Raw genomic sequence first — 17,301 nt, forward strand, 5'->3', positions numbered from 1 at the left:
GAACGTACGCGAGCCGCCGGCCATTCCCGCCCGGGGTAGCGGTCCGGTGTGCCACCCACGGGGTCTGCCCCGGGCCGGCCCGGGCTGGGGGCGTCCGCGTGGGATATCCACAGGCCGCTGTGACACCTGCCGCATTCGTACGACTATCTGCGCCCGCCTGTGGACAACGGGCACGGCAGTCCCACGCGACCTGGCAGCATGGCGGGGTGACAGCAGCAACGCACTCCACCCTTTTCCCGCAGACACCGGACTCGGCCGACGCGGTGCTCGAAGGGCTCGACCCCGAGCAGCGCGCGGTGGCCACCGCCCTGCACGGCCCGGTGTGCGTCCTGGCCGGAGCGGGCACGGGCAAGACACGGGCGATCACGCACCGCATCGCCTACGGCGTACGCGCCGGCATCCTCCAGCCCTCCAGCGTGCTCGCCGTCACCTTCACCAACCGCGCCGCCGGAGAGATGCGCGGCCGGCTCCGCCAGCTCGGCGCCCACGGCGTCCAGGCCCGCACCTTCCACTCCGCCGCCCTCCGTCAGCTGCAGTACTTCTGGCCGAAAGCGATCGGTGGCGGCATGCCCCGGCTCGTCGACCGCAAGATCCAGCTCGTCGCCGACGCGGCCGCAAGCCTGGGCACCCGGCTCGACCGGGGCGAGCTTCGGGACGTCACCGCCGAGATCGAATGGTCCAAGGTCACCCAGACCATCCCCGCCGACTACCCGTACGCGGCCGCGAAGGCCGGCCGCGACGCCCCCCGCGACCCCACCGAGATCGCCCACCTCTACGCCGCCTACGAAGACCTCAAGCGCGACCGCGCCGTGATCGACTTCGAGGACGTCCTGCTGCTGACCGTCGCCATCCTCCAGGACCGGCACGACATCGCCGAACAGGTCCGCGCCCAGTACCAGCACTTCGTCGTCGACGAGTACCAGGACGTCAGCCCGCTGCAGCAGCGGCTGCTGGAACTCTGGCTCGGCGACCGCGACACACTGTGCGTCGTCGGCGACGCCAGCCAGACCATCTACTCCTTCACGGGAGCAACCCCCGACCACCTCCTCGACTTCCGCACCCGGCACCCCGGCGCCACCGTCGTCAAACTCGTCCGCGACTACCGCTCCACCCCCCAGGTGGTCCACCTCGCCAACGGCCTCCTCGCCCAGGCCCGCGGCCGCGCCGCCGACCACCGGCTGGAACTGGTCTCCCAGCGAGCCCCCGGCCCCGAGCCCGTCTACACCGAGTACACCGACGAGCCGGCCGAGGCCGAAGGCGCCGCCCGCCGCATCCGCGAGCTGATCGACGCGGGCGTCCCGGCCGCCGAGATCGCCGTCCTGTTCCGTACGAACGCCCAGTCCGAGACCTACGAACAGGCCCTCGCCGACGTCGGCGTCCCCTACCAGCTGCGCGGCGCCGAGCGCTTCTTCGACCGGCCCGAGGTACGCAAGGCCGGCATCGCCCTGCGCGGCGCGGCCCGCTTCGGCGGCAACGACTCCCTGCTGGACGACGTCGTGGACCTGCCCTCACAGGTGCGCGCCGTCCTGTCCGGAGAGGGCTGGACCACCGAACCCCCGGCCGGCTCCGGCGCCGTCAGAGAGCGCTGGGAGTCCCTCGCGGCCCTGGTCAGCCTCGCCCACGACCTCGCCGCAGCCAGACCCGGAGCCACCCTCGGCGACTTCGTGACGGAACTCGACGAACGGGCGGGCGCCCAGCACGCCCCCACCGTCCAGGGCGTCACCCTCGCCTCCCTGCATGCCGCCAAGGGCCTGGAGTGGGACGTCGTCTTCCTGGTCGGCATCGCCGAGGGCATGCTGCCGATCACCTACGCCAAGACCGACGAGCAGATCGAGGAGGAACGCCGGCTGCTCTACGTCGGCGTCACCCGAGCGCGGGAACGGCTCCACCTCTCCTGGGCGCTGTCCCGGTCACCCGGAACCCGCCCCAACCGCAGACCCAGCCACTTCCTCGACGGACTGCGCCCAGGCACCACATCGACCGTCGGCCACAGCGGCGCCACCGCCACCGGAGGCATCGAGCGCGGGACCACCACCGGCACCCTCGCCGCTCCCCGGCGTACTCAGCGCACCCCCGCCCGCTGCCGGGTCTGCGGCCGCACGCTCACCGACGCGGGCGAGATGAAGCTGATGCGCTGTGAGGACTGCCCCTCGGACATGGACGAAGCGCTCTACGAACGGCTGCGGGAATGGCGGGCCGTCCAGGCCGAGCGCAGCGGACAGCCGGACTTCTGCGTCTTCACCGACCGCACCCTGATGGCCATCGCCGAGGCACGGCCCGAGAGTCCCGCCGAACTCTCCCGCATCCCCGGTGTCCTCACCCGCAAGCTGCGCAGCTACGGAACCGACGTTCTGGCCATCTGCGCAGGCCACGAAGCCGGAGAAGGCGACGAGGACCACTGATGCGAACTCGTCGAAAAAATAGTTTGCGCATGCCCCGGCAATCCCCATAGGTTCTAGGCACGGAAGCAGCGGCCTTCTCGAAGGGCCCTGCTCCGTGATGTACTTGCATATCCGAACGGACTGGTTCACCCCAGTCCCATGAGACGCCGAGAGGAGGCGAGTCCAGTGATCAGCATCAACACCAGCACCACCAGCACGGCCAAACTGACCGATCGCTCGACCGTCTCCCTGTGCATGCTCGGCGCCTCCCACCAGGGCACCGGTCTGTCCGGCATTCGTGCCGACCGTCCGGCGTCCTCCCACGCTCCCGCGGGCCTTCCCGTCCGTGAGCGCAATGAGCGACCGACCAAGGCACTGGAAGCGGTAGCGGCACAGGCACAGGCCTATGCCTTTGCGGCGGCCGGTGCCGGATTCCGCAAGCAGACGACGCAGCACCACCTGATGTGGGCCTTCCGTGGGCCAGAACCCTGGAGTGATCCAGCCTGATCCGATCAGGCCGGCGCCTTCAGGGCCGCGGAACCCCATCCGGGATCCGCGGCCCTTCTGTTTTCCCCGAATCGGGGACGACGGAGCGAAGGGGCCTCGGGACAAGAAAAGAACCCGGTACCAAGCCGACACCCGGTCAACCGGCCGGAACGACCAGACGAGGAAGACCAACCGTGCAACTCGAAGCGCACGCCCCGTCCGTACCGCCTTCGCAAACGATCCCCCCGCCCGGCCTCACGGAGGACTCCACCTTGACCCCCCTCACCGCGCTCACCGCGCTCGACGACGCCATCGAGAACCTCGGCGTACCCGTCCCCTGCCGCTCCTACGACCCGGAGGTCTTCTTCGCCGAGTCGCCGGCGGACGTCGAGTACGCCAAGTCCCTCTGCCGCACCTGCCCGCTGATCGAGGCCTGCCTCGCCGGCGCCAAGGAGCGGCGTGAGCCCTGGGGCGTCTGGGGTGGCGAGCTGTTCGTCCAAGGTGTCGTCGTCGCCCGGAAGCGGCCGCGTGGTCGCCCGCGGAAGAACCCGGTCACGGCATGAACACCGCAGGAACGATCGACCGTCCCCTCACGCACGACCCCAAGAAGCAGGCCCCGATGAAGCCGTCCACCAGCGAGCCCGCAGGCTCCGCGACTCCAGACGTCACCACCTCAGGCGCGACCGAAGCGCGCCAGAACAGGACCCGAGAGATGCAACTCATGCAAGAAGCCCTTGCTCGTGCGCATATGCACGAGCGACTCCACCACGCCGTACGGGAACGCCAGGCCGTGCGCCTGGCAGTCGCCCAGCGGATGCAGCGCCGGGCCGAGCGAGCCTCGCGGCGCGCCCGCCGCGCGCTCGCCATGGCGGTCATGCAGTAACGATCACACCTGCAGAAGCGGTGGCCTCCCGGCCCTGGGAGGCGAAACCATCTCGAGTGGGGGCCGGTCCGGCCGAACGGACCGGCCCCCGCGGTGCGTTGCGCGGCGATCCGCCGCCGGCGGAGTTATCGTCGCCAGGTGACGAGTCTTCCCGGAGAACCTGATCAGGGCGGCTCCACCCCGGAGCACCGCGTGCTCGTGTGCGCCCGCTGCGGGGCCCCCGCCGACGGCCCCCCGCCGGCCACCTGGACCTGCTCCGTGGAGAACGGCGTCCGCCAGTACTTCTGCGACATCTGCTCCAGGGAGAACCTGAGGGCGATCGAGGGGCGGCTGGACTCGTCCTGGTGGTGAGCCGCTTCCCGGGGCCCCTCCCCCCCACCCCCCTCCCGCCCCACTTTCAAGCAACGCCGGTCACCCGATTCCGGGCACCCCGGATCACGCCTCCGCCGCAGGCTCCTCCTCGCACAGTTCGTCGCCCGCCAGCTCGCCATCCGCCAGCTCGTCGTCCGCCAGTCCACCATCCGTCAGCTCGTCCTCGGGGATGTCGGTGACGAATCCCGGCAGCCACTCCTCCAGTTCCTCGCGGAGGCGTACGGTGGCGCCGAGTTGGCACAGGACGCCAATGGTGCTCAGGGTCACCCGGTGGATCAGCAGATAGGCGGGCGGCAGGTTGAGCCGCTTGCCCAGCTGGTAGGCGGGGGAACGGGGGTCGGCGATGCGGGCGGCCTGGTTGCGCATCCAGGTGCGGTTGAAGGCGAACGCCTCGACCCGGGCCGGCTCGATGATCGGCAGCAGGTAGTCGAGGACCGCGTCGGGGTCCAGCTCTATGGACTCCTTCACGAACCCTTCCTCGCAGAGGAGCTCGTAGACCGGCTCGGCCTCGCCGTCCAGCGTCATCCGGAGCGAGATGCCGATCGGTGTCGGCAGACCGCCGGGCAGCCGGTCGACCGTGCCGAAGTCCAGGACACCCAGGCGCCAGTCGTCCTCGCCGCCCGGGCCGCCGGGCAGCAGCCGGAAGTTGCCGGGATGTGGGTCGGCGTGCAGCAGGCCGGTGCGGGCCGGGCCCGAGAAGAGGAACCGGGCCAGGAGCTGACCGGCGCGGTTGCGCTGCTCCGGGGTGCCGTCCGAGATCACCTCCGACAGCGGGATGCCGTCGATCCACTCGGTCACCAGGACCTGGTCGCACTGGTGCACCACCGCCGGGACCACCACGTCGGGGTCCTCCGCGAACTCCTCGGCGTGAACGGTCTGGGCCTCCGCCTCCAGCGCGTAGTCCAGCTCTTCGGAGACGCGGTCTCTCAGCTCCGCGATCAGCGGCTTGATGTCCATGCCGGGAATCAGCGGTCCCAAGAGGCGGGCGAAACGGCTCAGTTGGCCGAGATCGGAGAGCAGGGCCTCGCCGGCGCCCGGGTACTGCACCTTGACCGCCACTTCGCGGCCGTCGTGCCACACCGCCCGGTGCACCTGGCCGATCGAGGCCGCCGCCGCAGGCTTGTCCTCGAACTCCTCGAACAGATCACGCCAGTCCGGACCGAGGCGCTGCTCGAGCACTGCGTGCACCGTGCGGGTCGGCATCGGCGGCGCCGCCTCCTGGAGCTTGGTCAGCGCGGCGCGGTAGGGACCGGCGATCTCCTCGGGGAGCGCGGACTCGAAGACGGACAGGGCCTGCCCGAACTTCATCGCACCGCCCTTCAGCTCGCCCAGCACCTTGAACAGCTGCTCCGCCGTCCGCTGTTGCAGTTCCCGGCCGACGATCTCCGCGGACTCGCCCACGATCCGCTTGCCCAGCCCCCAGGTCGCCCGGCCGGCGAAGCCGAGCGGGAGCGCGGCGAGCTTGGCGGTACGGGTGACCGCCTTCCGGGGAAGATCAGACATGCGCCCTCCAAGTCCCAGTCGGCCGCGTCGCGCCTGCCTTGCGTCGGCGCTCCGTCGACGGCCGTTGCACCGCCATTGTCGCGCGCGCTTCGCCACCGGTTGAGGAGTGCTCCTGTTTAGGCCTGTCCGCAGCGCCGCACCCGCATGCCGGATGCGGCCGGACCGGCCGGGCGTGCCAGTTCAGGCCGGGTGCGGACACCTCCCAGCGGGTGCCCGTGCTGGACGGCGACTCCCCGTCGAGGAAGGCGAGCGCGTGGGCCGCGGCCAGTCCGGCGACCGCCGTGGCCAGCGTCAGATCGCAGGCCCCGGTCCGGCGGGCCCTGGCGCACCGCCACTGGGCGGTCAGCTGCGGCCAGGCCGGGTCCCGGTCGCCGCGGTCGAGGTGCAGACAGCGGGCGCAGCCCGACTCGCCGGGCAGGACGAGCGGTCCGACGACTCCGGTGCCCTCGACGACGCCGGCGTACAGGTGGGGTGTCCCGGAGGTCATCAGTGGTTCGGCTTCGGCCGGGTCCGGTGCGTGGACGGCGACGTCGTCCCGGGGGGTGAGGATCACCAGGGAGAGCCCGGGGTCCTGGGCGCCCGTGCCGGTGCCGGATCCGGATCCGGGGGAGTGGGTGCGGCGCGGTGGGTGGTCGGGTGCCGCGCGGCGCACGGCGGCCCGCGCCGCGGTCTCCCGGCGCTGGCCGAGCGACTCGGCGGGCAGCCCGCCCGGGGCCACGTCCCACGGCTCCACGCGTCCCACGTCGCGCACGTCGATCTCGCCGACCCCTGCGGCCGAGAGCGCCGACGCGAGCGGCGCGCCGACCCGTCCGGCACCCCGCACCTGTACCCGCAGGGCACGTCGGGCGGCGAGCCGGGCGAGCGCGGCGCCGGGCTCGGCCGTGGTCAGGGACAGCGCGGCGAGGTCGGGGCGCAGCCGCCGCAGGACGTCCGTCCTCGCGCGCAGTGCGTCGGCGGCGGGGCCGCCGCCGCGTGCGTCGTCGACCAGGCCCGCGCGGGTCAGCCGTGCCAGCAGGGTGTCGACATGGCCGGCCGTGAGCCGCATGCGGCGGCCCTCCTCGCGGAGCAGCGGCAGCCCGCGGGTTCCGTTGAGCAGATCCAGGAAGTCGCCGGTCGCCGGGTCCATCGGTCCCAGTGTCTGCGCGTGCGCCGGGGTCATCCCGAACTGCACGGTCTCGCGATCACGCCAGCCGCGCCGAAGCGCGGGTTTCATCACCGGATGCATGACTGGCCCCCGTATCCGTGGAAAGCATCCCGAACATCGCGTCGCCGGTGGAACCGGTCACGTTCTCCCGACGCCTGCCAGCATGCCGTGCCCGTCGGTCCGGCGCCGAGAGTTATCCACAGGTTGGGGGTGTTCGTCATACAAGACGGTCGGGCAAGGTGTGACGAAACGGACGTGCGGAGTCTCGTAAACCGGATGTGCGGATCAGTCGTAGGAATCATAGGAATCAAACGCATGGTGGGGGATCGGCATCGAACCGTTCCGGAGCCGGGACTTCGGCCACGCCCAGCGGGTAACGTCGGGGCGTGCCCGCCGACCCACTGCACCGCGCCGGAAAGCCACAGCGCAGCACGACGAGCCAGCCGCCCGGCGGCTCGGGGGCGAGCGCGATCGAGGTCCGCAGGAGCAACCGGCGCCGCCGGACGGTCTCCGCGTACCGCGAGGGCGATCGCACCGTCGTACTGATCCCCGCCCGGATGTCGAAGGCGGAGGAACAGCGCTGGATCACCGTCATGCTCGACAAACTCGCCGCCCAGGAGAGCAGGCGGGTGCTCGGCGACGCCGAGCTCGGCGAGCGTGCCGAGCGGCTGTCGGCCCAGTACTTCGACGGCCGGGCGCGACCCGCCTCCGTACGCTGGGTCACCAACCAGAACACGCGCTGGGGTTCGTGCACCCCGGCCGAGGGCAGCATCCGGCTCTCGCACCGGCTGCAGGGGATGCCCGAGTACGTCGTCGACTACGTCCTGTGCCATGAGCTGGCCCATCTGCTGGTCCCCGGTCACGGCCCGGATTTCTGGCGGCTGCTGGAGGCGTACCCGCGCACCGAGAGGGCCCGCGGCTACCTCGAAGGCGTGGTCGCCGCGGAACGGCTGCCGTACGTGCCCGGGGCGCACGGGGAGTGAGCCGGACGCCGTCCGTCCTCCTCCGGGCGCGGTTGTGTACCGGGTCTGTACCGGCTGCGTGCGTTGTCGGACTTTGCCGTTAGCCTGGCGCGACGCACTCACATTCGGGATGGGGGACGGTCGTTACGCATGGCCAGGGAATTCCAACGCGGCCACAAGGCCAGGATCAGTGACCTGACGGCGGGCACGGATCTGTACGTAGGCGTGCAGATCTCCGGCCCCGGGCTGACCTTCGACATCAGCTGCTTCGGTCTGGACGCCGACGAGCGCCTCTCCGACGACCGGTACTTCGTCTTCTTCAACCAGCCGAAGTCCCCGGAGGAGTCCATCCAGCTGCTGGGTGCCCAGGCGGGCGACACGGAGTCGTTCCGGGTCACGCTGGACCGCATCCCGTCGCAGATCCGCAAGCTGTCCTTCACGGCGACCATCGACGGCACCGGGCAGATGTCGCAGGTCGCTCCGGGCTACCTGCGCATCGTGGCGGGTGGCGAGGAGGTCGCGCGGTACTCCTTCAACGGCTCGGAGTTCTCCACCGAGCGGGCCGTGATGCTCGGCGACATCTACCTGAAGGACGTGTGGCGGTTCGCCGCCGTCGGACAGGGCTTCGACGGTGGACTGGAGGCGCTGCTGAAGAACTTCGGCGGCGAGGTGCTGGAGGAGGAGGCGCCCGCCGCCCCGCAGCAGCCGCAGACCGGCGCCGCCCCCGCCGCCGCCCCCGGCTTCGCCCCGCCCGCCCAGGCCACGACCCCGCCCTCGTTCGCCGCCCCGGCCTCCCCCGCCCCGGCGCCGCAGCCCGCCGCCCAGGGCTTCGCCCCGCCGTCCGGAGCAACTCCCGCGCAGGGCTTCACACCGCCGCCCGGAGCCACACCGCCGCAGGGCTTCACGCCGCCCGGCCAGACCCCGATGGGCCACACCCCGCCTCCGCCTCCGGCACCGGCCCCCGCGCCGAACGTGCACGGCGCGCCGACGGTCATCGCCCCCCTGGCCCCGCCCGCCGGCGGCACCGTCCCGCCGCCGGCCCCGGCCCCCGCGCCGTACGGACAGCCCCAGCAGCAGCCGTACGGCCAGCCGCCCCAGCAGCCGTCCTACGGCGGCCGACCCGGGGCGCCGATGCCGCCCGGCTACGGCCAGCAGCCGCCCTCCTACGGCGGCCAGCCCACCGCGCCCATGCCCCCGGGATACGGGCAGGTCCCCGGCCAGCAGCCCGGCGGCTACGGGGTGCCGCAGGGCGCCCCGCAGGCCGGTGCCGGTGTGACGGCCGCGCTGCAGGCGTTCAAGGAGACGCCGACCGGGCAGCGCTGGACACAGCAGAACAAGAAGCTCATCCGCGTCGACCTCGGTATCGGCGGGCAGCCGGTGCTGGCCCGGCAGGGCAGCATGGTGCTCTACCAGGGCAAGGTCGACTTCAGCTACAAGGGCGCCGGATTCGCCGGGCGGATCGTCGGCAACGCCACCGGCCAGGAGATGCAGCTGATGCGCTGCACCGGCAACGGCCAGGTGTTCCTCGCCGAGAACGCCACCCATGTGCACCCCGTCGAACTGCAGGGCGACGCGATCTGCGTGTCCGCGGAGAACGTCCTCGCCTTCGACGAGAGCCTGCAGTACGAGGTCCGCCGCATCGAGGGCCACGGCATCCCCGGCGGCGCCCTGTTCACCATGCAGTTCCAGGGCACCGGCACGATCGTCGTCAAGACGCACGGCACGCCCGTGGTCCTGCCGGTCACGCCGACCACCTTCGCCGACTGCAACGCGGTCGTCGCCTGGTCGGCCGCCTCCCAGGTGATCGTCTCCAGCCAGGTCCGCATGCGCCGCAACGCCTACCCGGGCGACACCGGCGAGAGCGTCAACCTCCAGTTCCGGGGCGCGCCCGGCAACTTCATCGTCGTCCAGCCGTACGAGGTCTAAAGGGAGCCCGTCATGAACCAGCCGCTCGCGGGCTACGCCCCCGCACCCGTCACCGCCCGCATGGAGAACCACGGCAGCCACATGCTGAAGGTCGCCATGCAGACCGGAAACGACCTCCTCGCGCGCGTGGGCTCGATGGTCGCCTACGAAGGCTTCATCCAGTACGAGCCCAACCCGCCGGCCGTCCGCCAGATCGCCCGCGACTGGATCACCGGCGAGGGCGCGCCCCTGATGAAGTGCACCGGCGACGGCCTGCTCTACCTCGCCGACTACGGCGCCAACGTCGTCGTGATCAACCTCAACGGCGACGGCATCTCCGTCAACGCCACCAACCTGCTCGCCTTCGACGCCCACCTCAGCTGGGGCGTGGAACGGGTCAAGGGGCTCGCGAAGTTCGCCGGGCAGGGCCTGTGGAACACGAAGATCTCCGGGCAGGGCTGGGTCGCGCTGACCTCCCGGGGCAAGCCGATCGTCGTCGACTGCGGCGGCGGCGAGGACGAGACCTACGTCGACCCGGACGCGCTCGTCGCCTGGTCGCCGAACCTGAGGGTGAAGGGCAAGCGCAGCTTCAAGGCGCAGTCGCTGATCGGCCGGGGCAGCGGTGAGGCCTACCAGATGGCCTTCTCCGGCCAGGGCATCGTCGTCGTCCAGCCCAGCGAGGACAGCACCGACCGCATCCGGATCCGGGGCTGAGGGGGAGTCAGTAAGCCATGCAGAGCCCGCTTTTCGCGCACAACGACCTCCAGACGCAGGAGCGTTGGAGCCTGCAGAACGCGCAGCTGCTCCGCGTCACCCTGGAGGGCCACGACGACATCCTCGCCCGCAAGGGCACCATGGTCGCCTACCAGGGGCTGATGGAGTTCGACGCCGAGTACCAGAACAACAACCAGGCACGCGCGCGTGCGTACACCGGCGAGGGCCTGGACCTGATGCGCTGTCACGGACAGGGCACGGTGTATCTGGCCAACCTGGCCCAGCACGTGCACATCATGGACGTCGAGCAGGACGGGCTGACCGTCGACAGCTCCTACGTCCTCGCCATGGACTCCTCGTTGCACTACGAGGTCGTGGCCGTCGACAGCCTCTACGGCATCTCCGGCTCCGGGAAGTACCAGCTGAACATCACCGGGCGCGGCAAGGTCGCCCTGATGACCTCGGGCGCGCCGCTGCTGATGCAGGTCACCCCGGACAAATACGTCAACTGCGACGCGGACGCGATCGTCGCCTGGTCCACCGGGCTGCGCGTGCAGATGCAGGCCCAGACGCATTCCTCCGGGGTGTGGCGCCGGCGAGGCAACACCGGTGAGGGCTGGGAGCTGAGCTTCATGGGCTCCGGGTTCGCGCTGGTCCAGCCCAGCGAACTGCTCCCGCCGCAGAACGCGGTCATCGGGCAGGGCCTGGCCGCCCAGTTCGGCATGGGGCAGCACGGGGCGCACGGGCAGAACCAGGGGAACGTCTGGAGCTGAGCCCGGGATCCCCGGGATCCGGGTCCGGAAAGCAAACGTAAGGGGCGGTCGCTCGTGCGGTCGCCCCTTACATGCTCACAGCCTCGCGCGGGTTGCCTCCAGCAGGCGTACGACCGACTCGTCGGCCACCTCCGCCACCTCGTCGTAGGCGAACCAGCGCAGGTCCAGTGACTCCTCGCTGATCACGTGCTCGGCGCCCGCCGGGGCCAGGGCCGCGTACTGGACGTCGAAGTGCCAGTGGCACGGCGCCGGGATCGGATGCCGGTCCAGACGCACCGGGCCCCCGGGCAGCAGGGTCAGCCCGGGCACGCCGGACTCCTCGGTGGCCTCGCGCAGGGCCGCCGCCGCGAGCGAGGCGTCCCCCGGCTCGCAGTGGCCGCCCATCTGCAGCCACATCCGCAGCTTCCTGTGCAGCGTGAGCAGCACCCGGCCGCGCCCGGGATCGACCACCAGGGCGCTCGCCGTGACATGGCCGGCCTCGCAGGCCTTCCACATGCCGTCCGGGTGGGCCGCCAGATGGTCCAGGTAGGCCTGGCGCAGCTCGCCCTGGCCCTCGTACCCCTTCAGCACGAGGACCGCGTCGTCGTACAGGCTCACTCGCCGTCGTCGCCCTCGGTGTCGTCGCCCTCGGTGTCGGCGTCCTTCTTGCGCAGGTCCGGCTTGCCGTGCGAACCGCCGGCCGCCTCGCCCAGCATCTTGTCCAGCTCGGAGAAGTCCAGCTGCTCCCGGTGCACGAAGCCGTCCGGGTCGTCCAGGTCGGTCGCCGTCGGCAGCATGTCCGGGTGGGCCCACAGGCCGTCCCGGCCGTCGACCCCGCGCGCGTCCGTGAGCGAGGCCCACAGGCGGGAGGCGTCGCGCAGCCGGCGCGGGCGCAGCTCCAGGCCGATCAGCGTGGCGAACGTCTGCTCGGCGGGGCCGCCCGTGGCGCGGCGGCGGCGCAGGGTCTCGCGCAGGGCGTCGGCGGACGACAGACGCGGTTTCGCGGCCGCGTGGACCACCGCGTCCACCCAGCCCTCCACGAGCGCCAGAGCGGTCTCCAGACGGGCCAGGGCGGCCTTCTGCTCCGGGGTGTCCTCCGGCTGGAACATGCCCTGCTGGAGCGCGTCCTGCAGCTGCTCGGGGTTCTGCGGGTCGAACTGGCCGACCACGTCCTCCAGCTTGGCGGTGTCGACCTTGATGCCGCGCGCGTACCCGTCGACCGCGCCGAACAGGTGCGAGCGCAGCCACGGCACGTGCGCGAACAGGCGCTGGTGGGCGGCCTCGCGCAGGGCCAGGTACAGCCGCACCTCTTCCTGCGGCACGCCGAGGTCCTTGCCGAAGGCCTCCACGTTGGCCGGGAGCAGCGCGGCCTTGCCGGCCGGGCCGAGCGGCAGGCCGATGTCGGTGGAACCGACGACCTCGCCCGCGAGCACGCCGACGGCCTGCCCGATCTGCGTGCCGAACATGGCGCCGCCCATCGAGCGCATCATGCCGATCAGCGGGCCCGCCATGGCCTGCATCTCCTCCGGCAGGACGTCACCCATGGCCGCGCCGACCCGCTCGGCGACCGGGTCGACCAGCTCCTGCCAGGCGGGCAGGGTCGCCTCGACCCACTCCGCGCGGGACCAGGCCACCGCCGAGGCCGAGCCCGACGGCAGGGACGTCGCGTCGTCCAGCCACAGGTCGGCCAGGCGGACGGCCTCCTCGACCGCCTTGCGCTCGGCCGGGCCCACACTGGCGTCCTTCGTGCCGTCCGGGGTGCCCTGGGCGACCGTCTGGCGGGCGATCTGCTTGGCCATGTCCCAGTTCACCGGGCCGCCCTCGTAGGAGAGCATCTGGCCCAGCTGCTGGAACGCGGCGCCCAGATCCGTGGGGTTCAGCGACCCGAACATCGCTGCGAGCGGATTGTCGGCGCCGGGGCCGCCAAAGCCCCCGGCTCCGGGCAGGCCGCCGAAGCCGAACGGGTTGGCCGGTCCCTGCCCACCACCGCTCTGCTGGTCCTTCTTCTTGCCCTCGTCGCCGTCCTCCGGCTCCTCCGGCGGAAGGCCGAAACCGAATGGGGTGTCACTCACGGGATTCCTCGGCTGGTAAGGCCGCCGGTTCTCTCCGGCGGCGCGGCTGCCCGACAACACCACCCAGCGTAGACACCCGGACCCGATCGGGCCTCGGTGCTTCGCCCACGGCAGGCCTGCGGCAGGATGGATGCACCTGGTACGTACGCGTCACTCGCGCCCGTACTGAAGACAACCGCTGGAGACGCCCGGTGAGTTCCCCAGATCCGCAGGTTCGCGCAGCGCGAAACCCGTCAACCCCTCCCGCCCTGCGCGGCCCCGTCGTCGCGGTCACCGGCGCCGCCACCGGGGTCGGCGCCCTGCTCACCGAGCGGCTCGCCGCCTCCGAGGAGATCAAGCAGGTCATCGCGATCGACGAGCGGCGCGGGGAGTGCGCCGAGGCGCAGTGGCACATCCTCGACGTGCGCGACCCCGCCATCGCGGACAAGCTGCGCGGCGCCGCCGTGGTCGTCCACCTCGCGCTCGACCTCGATCTGGAGACCGATCCGGCCGCTCGCACGGCTTACAACGTCCGGGGGACACAGACCGTCCTGACCGCCGCCGCGGCGGCCGGCGTGCACCGGGTCGTGCTGTGCACCTCGGCGATGGTCTACGGCGCGCTGCCGGACAACGAGCTGCCCCTTTCGGAGGACGCCGAACTGCGCGCGACCGCGGAGGCCACCGGGGTGGGGGACCTGCTGGAGATCGAACGGCTGGCCCGGCGGGCGCCGCGCGCGCATCCGGGGCTGAACGTCACCGTCGTACGGCCCGCGGTGCTGGTCGGAGGCACCGACACCGCGCTGACCCGGTACTTCGAGTCGCCGCGGCTGCTCGTCGTCGCCGGGTCGCGGCCCGCGTGGCAGTTCTGCCACGTCGAGGACCTGTGCAGTGCCCTGGAGTACGCCGTCCTGGAGAAGGTCGACGGGGAGCTGGCCGTCGGCTGCGACGGATGGCTGGAGCAGGAGGAGGTCGAGGAGCTGAGCGGGATCCGGCGGATGGAGCTGCCGTCGGCGGTGGCGCTCGGCGCGGCGGCCCGGCTGCACCGGATCGGGCTCACGCCGTCTCCGGCCGGCGATCTGGCGTACACGATGTACCCGTGGGTGATCAGCGGGAGCCGGCTGCACGACGCCGGGTGGCGGCCGCGGTGGACCAACGAGGAGGTGCTCGCGGAGCTGCTGGAGGAGGTCTCCGGGCGGCACACGGTCGCCGGACGGCGGCTCGGGCGCAAGGACGCCACGGCCGCGGGGGCCGCGGGGGCGACCGTGGCCCTGCTCGGCGCGGCGGCTGTCGTACGGCGGGCCCGGAAGGCCCGGCGGCGGGTCTGAGCCGGGCTGGGCCGGGCTGGGCCGGGCGGGCCGGGTCTCGTGCTCGCGGCCGCGTCGTACGAGCATCCAAAAAGCCCCGCGCGCGTGCCTGCTGAATCTCGTATTCCCGCGTGTCACAGGCGTGCGGCACGATGGGGGTATGGCACACGCGAACGAGCACCCCGGTGAGCAGGCGGCGCAGGATCCCATCAAGTTGATCGGTGTCCGGGAGACCGCGCTCTCCGTGGACGAGGTGTTCCAGGCCGTCGGGGACGACGCCGCCGGGGGCATCGCCCTGTTCGTGGGGACCGTGCGCAACCACGACGGGGGTGCGGACGTGGACGCGCTCGGGTACTCCTGCCACCCCAGCGCCGAGGCCGAGATGCGGCGGATCGCCGAGAAGGTGGTGGCCGAGTACCCGGTGCGGGCGCTGGCCGCCGTGCACCGGGTGGGGGACCTGCAGGTCGGGGACCTCGCCGTGGTCGTCGGCGTCGCCTGTCCGCACCGGGCCGAGGCCTTCGACGCCTGCCGCAAGCTGATCGACGACCTCAAGCACGAGGTGCCCATCTGGAAGCACCAGAGGTTCTCCGACGGCACGGAGGAATGGGTCGGGGCCTGCTGAGGCACGCAACCGGGGGCACACGGCCCCCGCGTACGTCACCCGGAGCACTCGCGACCCCCCGTGTTGCGTAACCGGCACCCTCGCGTGAGCGTTGTCAGTGCGGATGGTTAATCTGCTGATCAGTCAGTTGCGGACGCTCACGGCGTTGGGAGGTCGGCATGGGGGCGCTTGTCTGGCTGCTGATTCCGCTTGTGGCCGCGGTCGGCGGCGGACTGTGGGGCAGTTGGGCCAATCGGACTCGTAAGGTGCGCGGTGACGGCCCGGAGCTGGATGGGTATGCCCGGTTCCGCGAGGCCATGGAGAGATCCCACACGGGTGCCGGCGGCGCGTGACGGGGGTGCCCTGACGGTGCGCTGACAGAGGCGTCCCGTACTGTCGTGGCATGCCACGCCGCACCGCGACGATGCTCGCCTCCACCCTGATGCTGATCGCGCTCCTGTGCGCGGGAGTACTCATCCCCGTGCCGTACTCGGAGATGTCTCCCGGCCCGACCGTGAACACGCTCGGGGACCACGACGGCGAGCCGGTGCTGCAGATCACCGGGCACGACACGTACAGGACCAGCGGCAACCTGAACATGACGACCGTCCGGGTGACCAGCGCGGACTTCCGCATGAACCTGGTGCAGGCCGTCTACGGCTGGCTGGACCCCGACAGCAAGATCGTCCCGCACGACACGCTCTACCCGAACGGGACGACCGAGCAGCAGTCCTCGCAGCAGAACGCCGAGGAGTTCAGCCAGTCCCAGGAGAGCGCCAAGGTCGCCGCCCTGAAGCAGCTCGGCATCCCGGTGAAGTCCTGGGTGATCGTCTCCACCGTCGTCAAGGACTCGCCCGCCGAGGGCAGGCTGCACGCCGGTGACGTGATCAAGGCCGTCGACGGCACCGCCGTCAAGCAGCCCTCCGACGTCGCCAAGCTCGTCACCGAGCACAGGCCCGGGCAGAACGTCGTCTTCACCGTCGTCCCCGCCAAGGAGCAGGCCGCCGCCGAGAAGGCGCACAGGACGGCGACGAAGACGCAGGACGTCACCATCACCACGACCACGTCCGACGACACCGGCGCCAAGCGGGCCATCGTCGGGATCTCGGCCGGGACCGACCACACCTTCCCGTTCAGCATCGACATCAAGCTCGCCGACGTCGGCGGCCCCAGCGCCGGTCTGATGTTCGCCCTCGGCATCTACGACAAGCTGACCCCGGGGAAGCTGACCGGCGGCAAGTTCGTCGCAGGCACCGGAACCATCGACGACAACGGCACCGTCGGACCGATCGGCGGCATCGAGATGAAGACGGTCGGCGCACGTGACGCGGGCGCCCAGTACTTCCTGACGCCCGCCGACAACTGCGCGGCTGCCGCCGAGGACACCCCGAGCGGGCTCACCCTGGTCAAGGTGAAGAACATCGGCGACGCGCTCGACGCGCTGAAGGACATCCGCAGCGGGAACACCGCCGCGCTGCCCAAGTGCACCACCAAGGGCTGAGCCGGCCATGACACGGCCGGACTCCTGACGCCGCCGGACTCCTGACGCCGCCGGACTCCTGACGCCGCCGGACTCCTGACACGGCTGGGACGCCCCGCGGGAGGGGGCGCCCCCATCGCCGTACCGAACCGGCCGGGATCAGTCCTCGAAAGTCGCCGCCAGGGCCTCTGCCAGGCCGGGCACCAGGTCGGGGCCGGTCAGGACCTCCGTCGGGGAGTCCTTCTCGCGCAGCCGCAGCGCCGACTCGCGGCCGCCGTCGCGCAGCACCGCGACCGTCATGCGCACCTCCTGGCGCTCGGGGTGGTCGGCGACCCACTTGGCCAGCTTGGCCTCGCTCAGGTTCTGCGGGACCTGCGCCTCGGCGGCCGGCGGCAGCATCAGGCGCTCCACCGAGAGCGCGCAGCCGACCACCGCGTCGGGCCAGGCGATGGTGCCGAGGAACTCGTCCAGCGGCTTGCCGGACGGGATCTCGTCCTGCTCGATCGGGGTGAGACCGGCGGAGGCGGACTCGTCCTCAAGGCCCAGCTGGGCCGCGAGCGCGGGTTCCTGGGCCCGCAGCCGTGCGGTGTCGACAAGGGCGAAGAGGCGAGCGGGCTGGTCCCAGCCGAGGCCGGAGACGTACTCGTCGATCTCGAGTACGGCCCGGGTGAGCGGGCTCGCTGCCATGGGAGTGTTGGACATGGTCACAATCCTGCCTCGTTCACCACCCGAATCGGGAACCGACCAAAGCGTGAGTAAGTTG

General features: G+C 71.7%; 17 protein-coding genes. 12 read left to right on the plus strand and 5 right to left on the minus strand.

The annotated features are described in order from the left end of the window. Positions 1-119: 119 nt before the first annotated feature. The 5 genes from LMU33_RS27995 to LMU33_RS28015 all read left to right on the plus strand — a co-directional run bounded on the left by LMU33_RS27995 (position 120) and on the right by LMU33_RS28015 (position 4,101). Positions 120-2,402, plus strand: a complete 2,283-nt coding sequence (locus tag LMU33_RS27995; RefSeq protein ID WP_372478066.1) for an ATP-dependent DNA helicase UvrD2 — start codon at positions 120-122, stop codon at positions 2,400-2,402. A gap of 165 nt (positions 2,403-2,567) precedes the next feature. Further along, positions 2,568-2,888 (plus strand): hypothetical protein, encoded by a 321-nt coding sequence (locus LMU33_RS28000; RefSeq protein WP_228623391.1) that lies wholly within the window; start codon positions 2,568-2,570, stop codon positions 2,886-2,888. 173 nt (positions 2,889-3,061) lie between these two features. Continuing rightward, the gene (locus LMU33_RS28005) at positions 3,062-3,430 is read left to right on the plus strand and encodes a WhiB family transcriptional regulator (RefSeq protein WP_023546912.1); all 369 of its coding nucleotides are present in this window, start codon (positions 3,062-3,064) and stop codon (positions 3,428-3,430) included. Next, positions 3,427-3,750, plus strand: coding sequence for a putative WhiB-interacting protein (locus LMU33_RS28010; protein WP_228623392.1), 324 nt, complete (start codon positions 3,427-3,429; stop codon positions 3,748-3,750). Before LMU33_RS28005 ends, LMU33_RS28010 begins: the two co-directional genes overlap by 4 nt. Before the next feature lie 138 nt (positions 3,751-3,888). Next, a complete protein-coding gene (locus LMU33_RS28015) occupies positions 3,889-4,101 on the plus strand; it encodes a hypothetical protein (RefSeq protein WP_228623393.1) in 213 nt (70 codons plus the stop codon). Positions 4,102-4,185: 84 nt separating this feature from the next. On the opposite strand, the gene LMU33_RS28020 is transcribed toward LMU33_RS28015, so the two are convergent. Both LMU33_RS28020 and LMU33_RS28025 read right to left on the minus strand, forming a co-directional pair. Then, positions 4,186-5,625 (minus strand): ABC1 kinase family protein, encoded by a 1,440-nt coding sequence (locus LMU33_RS28020; protein WP_228623394.1) that lies wholly within the window; start codon positions 5,623-5,625, stop codon positions 4,186-4,188. Beyond that, positions 5,618-6,850 (minus strand): TOMM precursor leader peptide-binding protein, encoded by a 1,233-nt coding sequence (locus tag LMU33_RS28025; protein WP_228623395.1) that lies wholly within the window; start codon positions 6,848-6,850, stop codon positions 5,618-5,620. Before LMU33_RS28025 ends, LMU33_RS28020 begins: the two co-directional genes overlap by 8 nt. A gap of 305 nt (positions 6,851-7,155) precedes the next feature. On the opposite strand from LMU33_RS28025, the gene LMU33_RS28030 reads away from it, so the two are divergent. From LMU33_RS28030 to LMU33_RS28045, 4 genes are all read left to right on the plus strand, one after another. Further along, positions 7,156-7,752, plus strand: a complete 597-nt coding sequence (locus tag LMU33_RS28030) for a M48 metallopeptidase family protein (RefSeq protein ID WP_228623396.1) — start codon at positions 7,156-7,158, stop codon at positions 7,750-7,752. A 129-nt stretch (positions 7,753-7,881) separates the two neighbouring features. Beyond that, positions 7,882-9,657, plus strand: coding sequence for a TerD family protein (locus LMU33_RS28035; protein ID WP_228623397.1), 1,776 nt, complete (start codon positions 7,882-7,884; stop codon positions 9,655-9,657). A 12-nt stretch (positions 9,658-9,669) separates the two neighbouring features. Next, entirely contained in the window at positions 9,670-10,350 is a 681-nt protein-coding gene (locus tag LMU33_RS28040; RefSeq protein WP_228623398.1) for an AIM24 family protein, read from the plus strand. Positions 10,351-10,367: 17 nt separating this feature from the next. Beyond that, positions 10,368-11,123: an AIM24 family protein gene (locus LMU33_RS28045; protein ID WP_228623399.1), complete on the plus strand. Its 756-nt coding sequence runs from the start codon at positions 10,368-10,370 to the stop codon at positions 11,121-11,123. 75 nt (positions 11,124-11,198) lie between these two features. Here LMU33_RS28045 and LMU33_RS28050 read toward each other — a convergent pair whose 3' ends face one another. Next, positions 11,199-11,720 carry an NUDIX hydrolase gene (locus LMU33_RS28050; RefSeq protein ID WP_228623400.1) on the minus strand — a complete coding sequence of 174 codons (522 nt, stop codon included), beginning with the start codon at positions 11,718-11,720 and terminating at the stop codon, positions 11,199-11,201. Next, positions 11,717-13,174: a zinc-dependent metalloprotease gene (locus LMU33_RS28055; protein ID WP_228623401.1), complete on the minus strand. Its 1,458-nt coding sequence runs from the start codon at positions 13,172-13,174 to the stop codon at positions 11,717-11,719. Before LMU33_RS28055 ends, LMU33_RS28050 begins: the two co-directional genes overlap by 4 nt. Before the next feature lie 191 nt (positions 13,175-13,365). Here LMU33_RS28055 and LMU33_RS28060 point away from each other — a divergent pair, with 191 nt between their 5' ends. From LMU33_RS28060 to LMU33_RS28070, 3 genes are all read left to right on the plus strand, one after another. Further along, on the plus strand, positions 13,366-14,478 hold the full coding sequence (locus LMU33_RS28060) for an SDR family oxidoreductase (RefSeq protein WP_228623402.1): 1,113 nt from the start codon (positions 13,366-13,368) through the stop codon (positions 14,476-14,478). A 139-nt stretch (positions 14,479-14,617) separates the two neighbouring features. After that, entirely contained in the window at positions 14,618-15,079 is a 462-nt protein-coding gene (locus LMU33_RS28065) for a molybdenum cofactor biosynthesis protein MoaE (RefSeq protein ID WP_228623403.1), read from the plus strand. A gap of 382 nt (positions 15,080-15,461) precedes the next feature. Continuing rightward, a complete protein-coding gene (locus LMU33_RS28070; protein WP_228623404.1) occupies positions 15,462-16,559 on the plus strand; it encodes a YlbL family protein in 1,098 nt (365 codons plus the stop codon). A 138-nt stretch (positions 16,560-16,697) separates the two neighbouring features. Here the strand turns inward: LMU33_RS28070 and LMU33_RS28075 are convergent, their stop codons facing one another. Next, positions 16,698-17,240 carry a PPA1309 family protein gene (locus LMU33_RS28075; RefSeq protein ID WP_228623405.1) on the minus strand — a complete coding sequence of 181 codons (543 nt, stop codon included), beginning with the start codon at positions 17,238-17,240 and terminating at the stop codon, positions 16,698-16,700. Between the last annotated feature and the right edge of the window lie 61 nt (positions 17,241-17,301).

It is taken from the genome of Streptomyces barringtoniae, assembly GCF_020819595.1.
Classification (GTDB): Bacteria; Actinomycetota; Actinomycetes; order Streptomycetales; family Streptomycetaceae; genus Streptomyces; species Streptomyces barringtoniae.

What these genes read in the sequence shown, in the direction of transcription:
- LMU33_RS28075 (WP_228623405.1), bottom strand. Translation starts at nt 17,240, where the DNA reads ATGTCCAACACTCCCATGGCAGCGAGCCCGCTCACCCGGGCCGTACTC.
- LMU33_RS28010 (WP_228623392.1), top strand. Translation starts at nt 3,427, where the DNA reads ATGAACACCGCAGGAACGATCGACCGTCCCCTCACGCACGACCCCAAG.
- LMU33_RS28025 (WP_228623395.1), bottom strand. Translation starts at nt 6,850, where the DNA reads ATGCATCCGGTGATGAAACCCGCGCTTCGGCGCGGCTGGCGTGATCGC.
- LMU33_RS28040 (WP_228623398.1), top strand. Translation starts at nt 9,670, where the DNA reads ATGAACCAGCCGCTCGCGGGCTACGCCCCCGCACCCGTCACCGCCCGC.
- LMU33_RS28065 (WP_228623403.1), top strand. Translation starts at nt 14,618, where the DNA reads ATGGCACACGCGAACGAGCACCCCGGTGAGCAGGCGGCGCAGGATCCC.
- LMU33_RS28035 (WP_228623397.1), top strand. Translation starts at nt 7,882, where the DNA reads ATGGCCAGGGAATTCCAACGCGGCCACAAGGCCAGGATCAGTGACCTG.
- LMU33_RS28070 (WP_228623404.1), top strand. Translation starts at nt 15,462, where the DNA reads ATGCCACGCCGCACCGCGACGATGCTCGCCTCCACCCTGATGCTGATC.
- LMU33_RS28045 (WP_228623399.1), top strand. Translation starts at nt 10,368, where the DNA reads ATGCAGAGCCCGCTTTTCGCGCACAACGACCTCCAGACGCAGGAGCGT.
- LMU33_RS28020 (WP_228623394.1), bottom strand. Translation starts at nt 5,625, where the DNA reads ATGTCTGATCTTCCCCGGAAGGCGGTCACCCGTACCGCCAAGCTCGCC.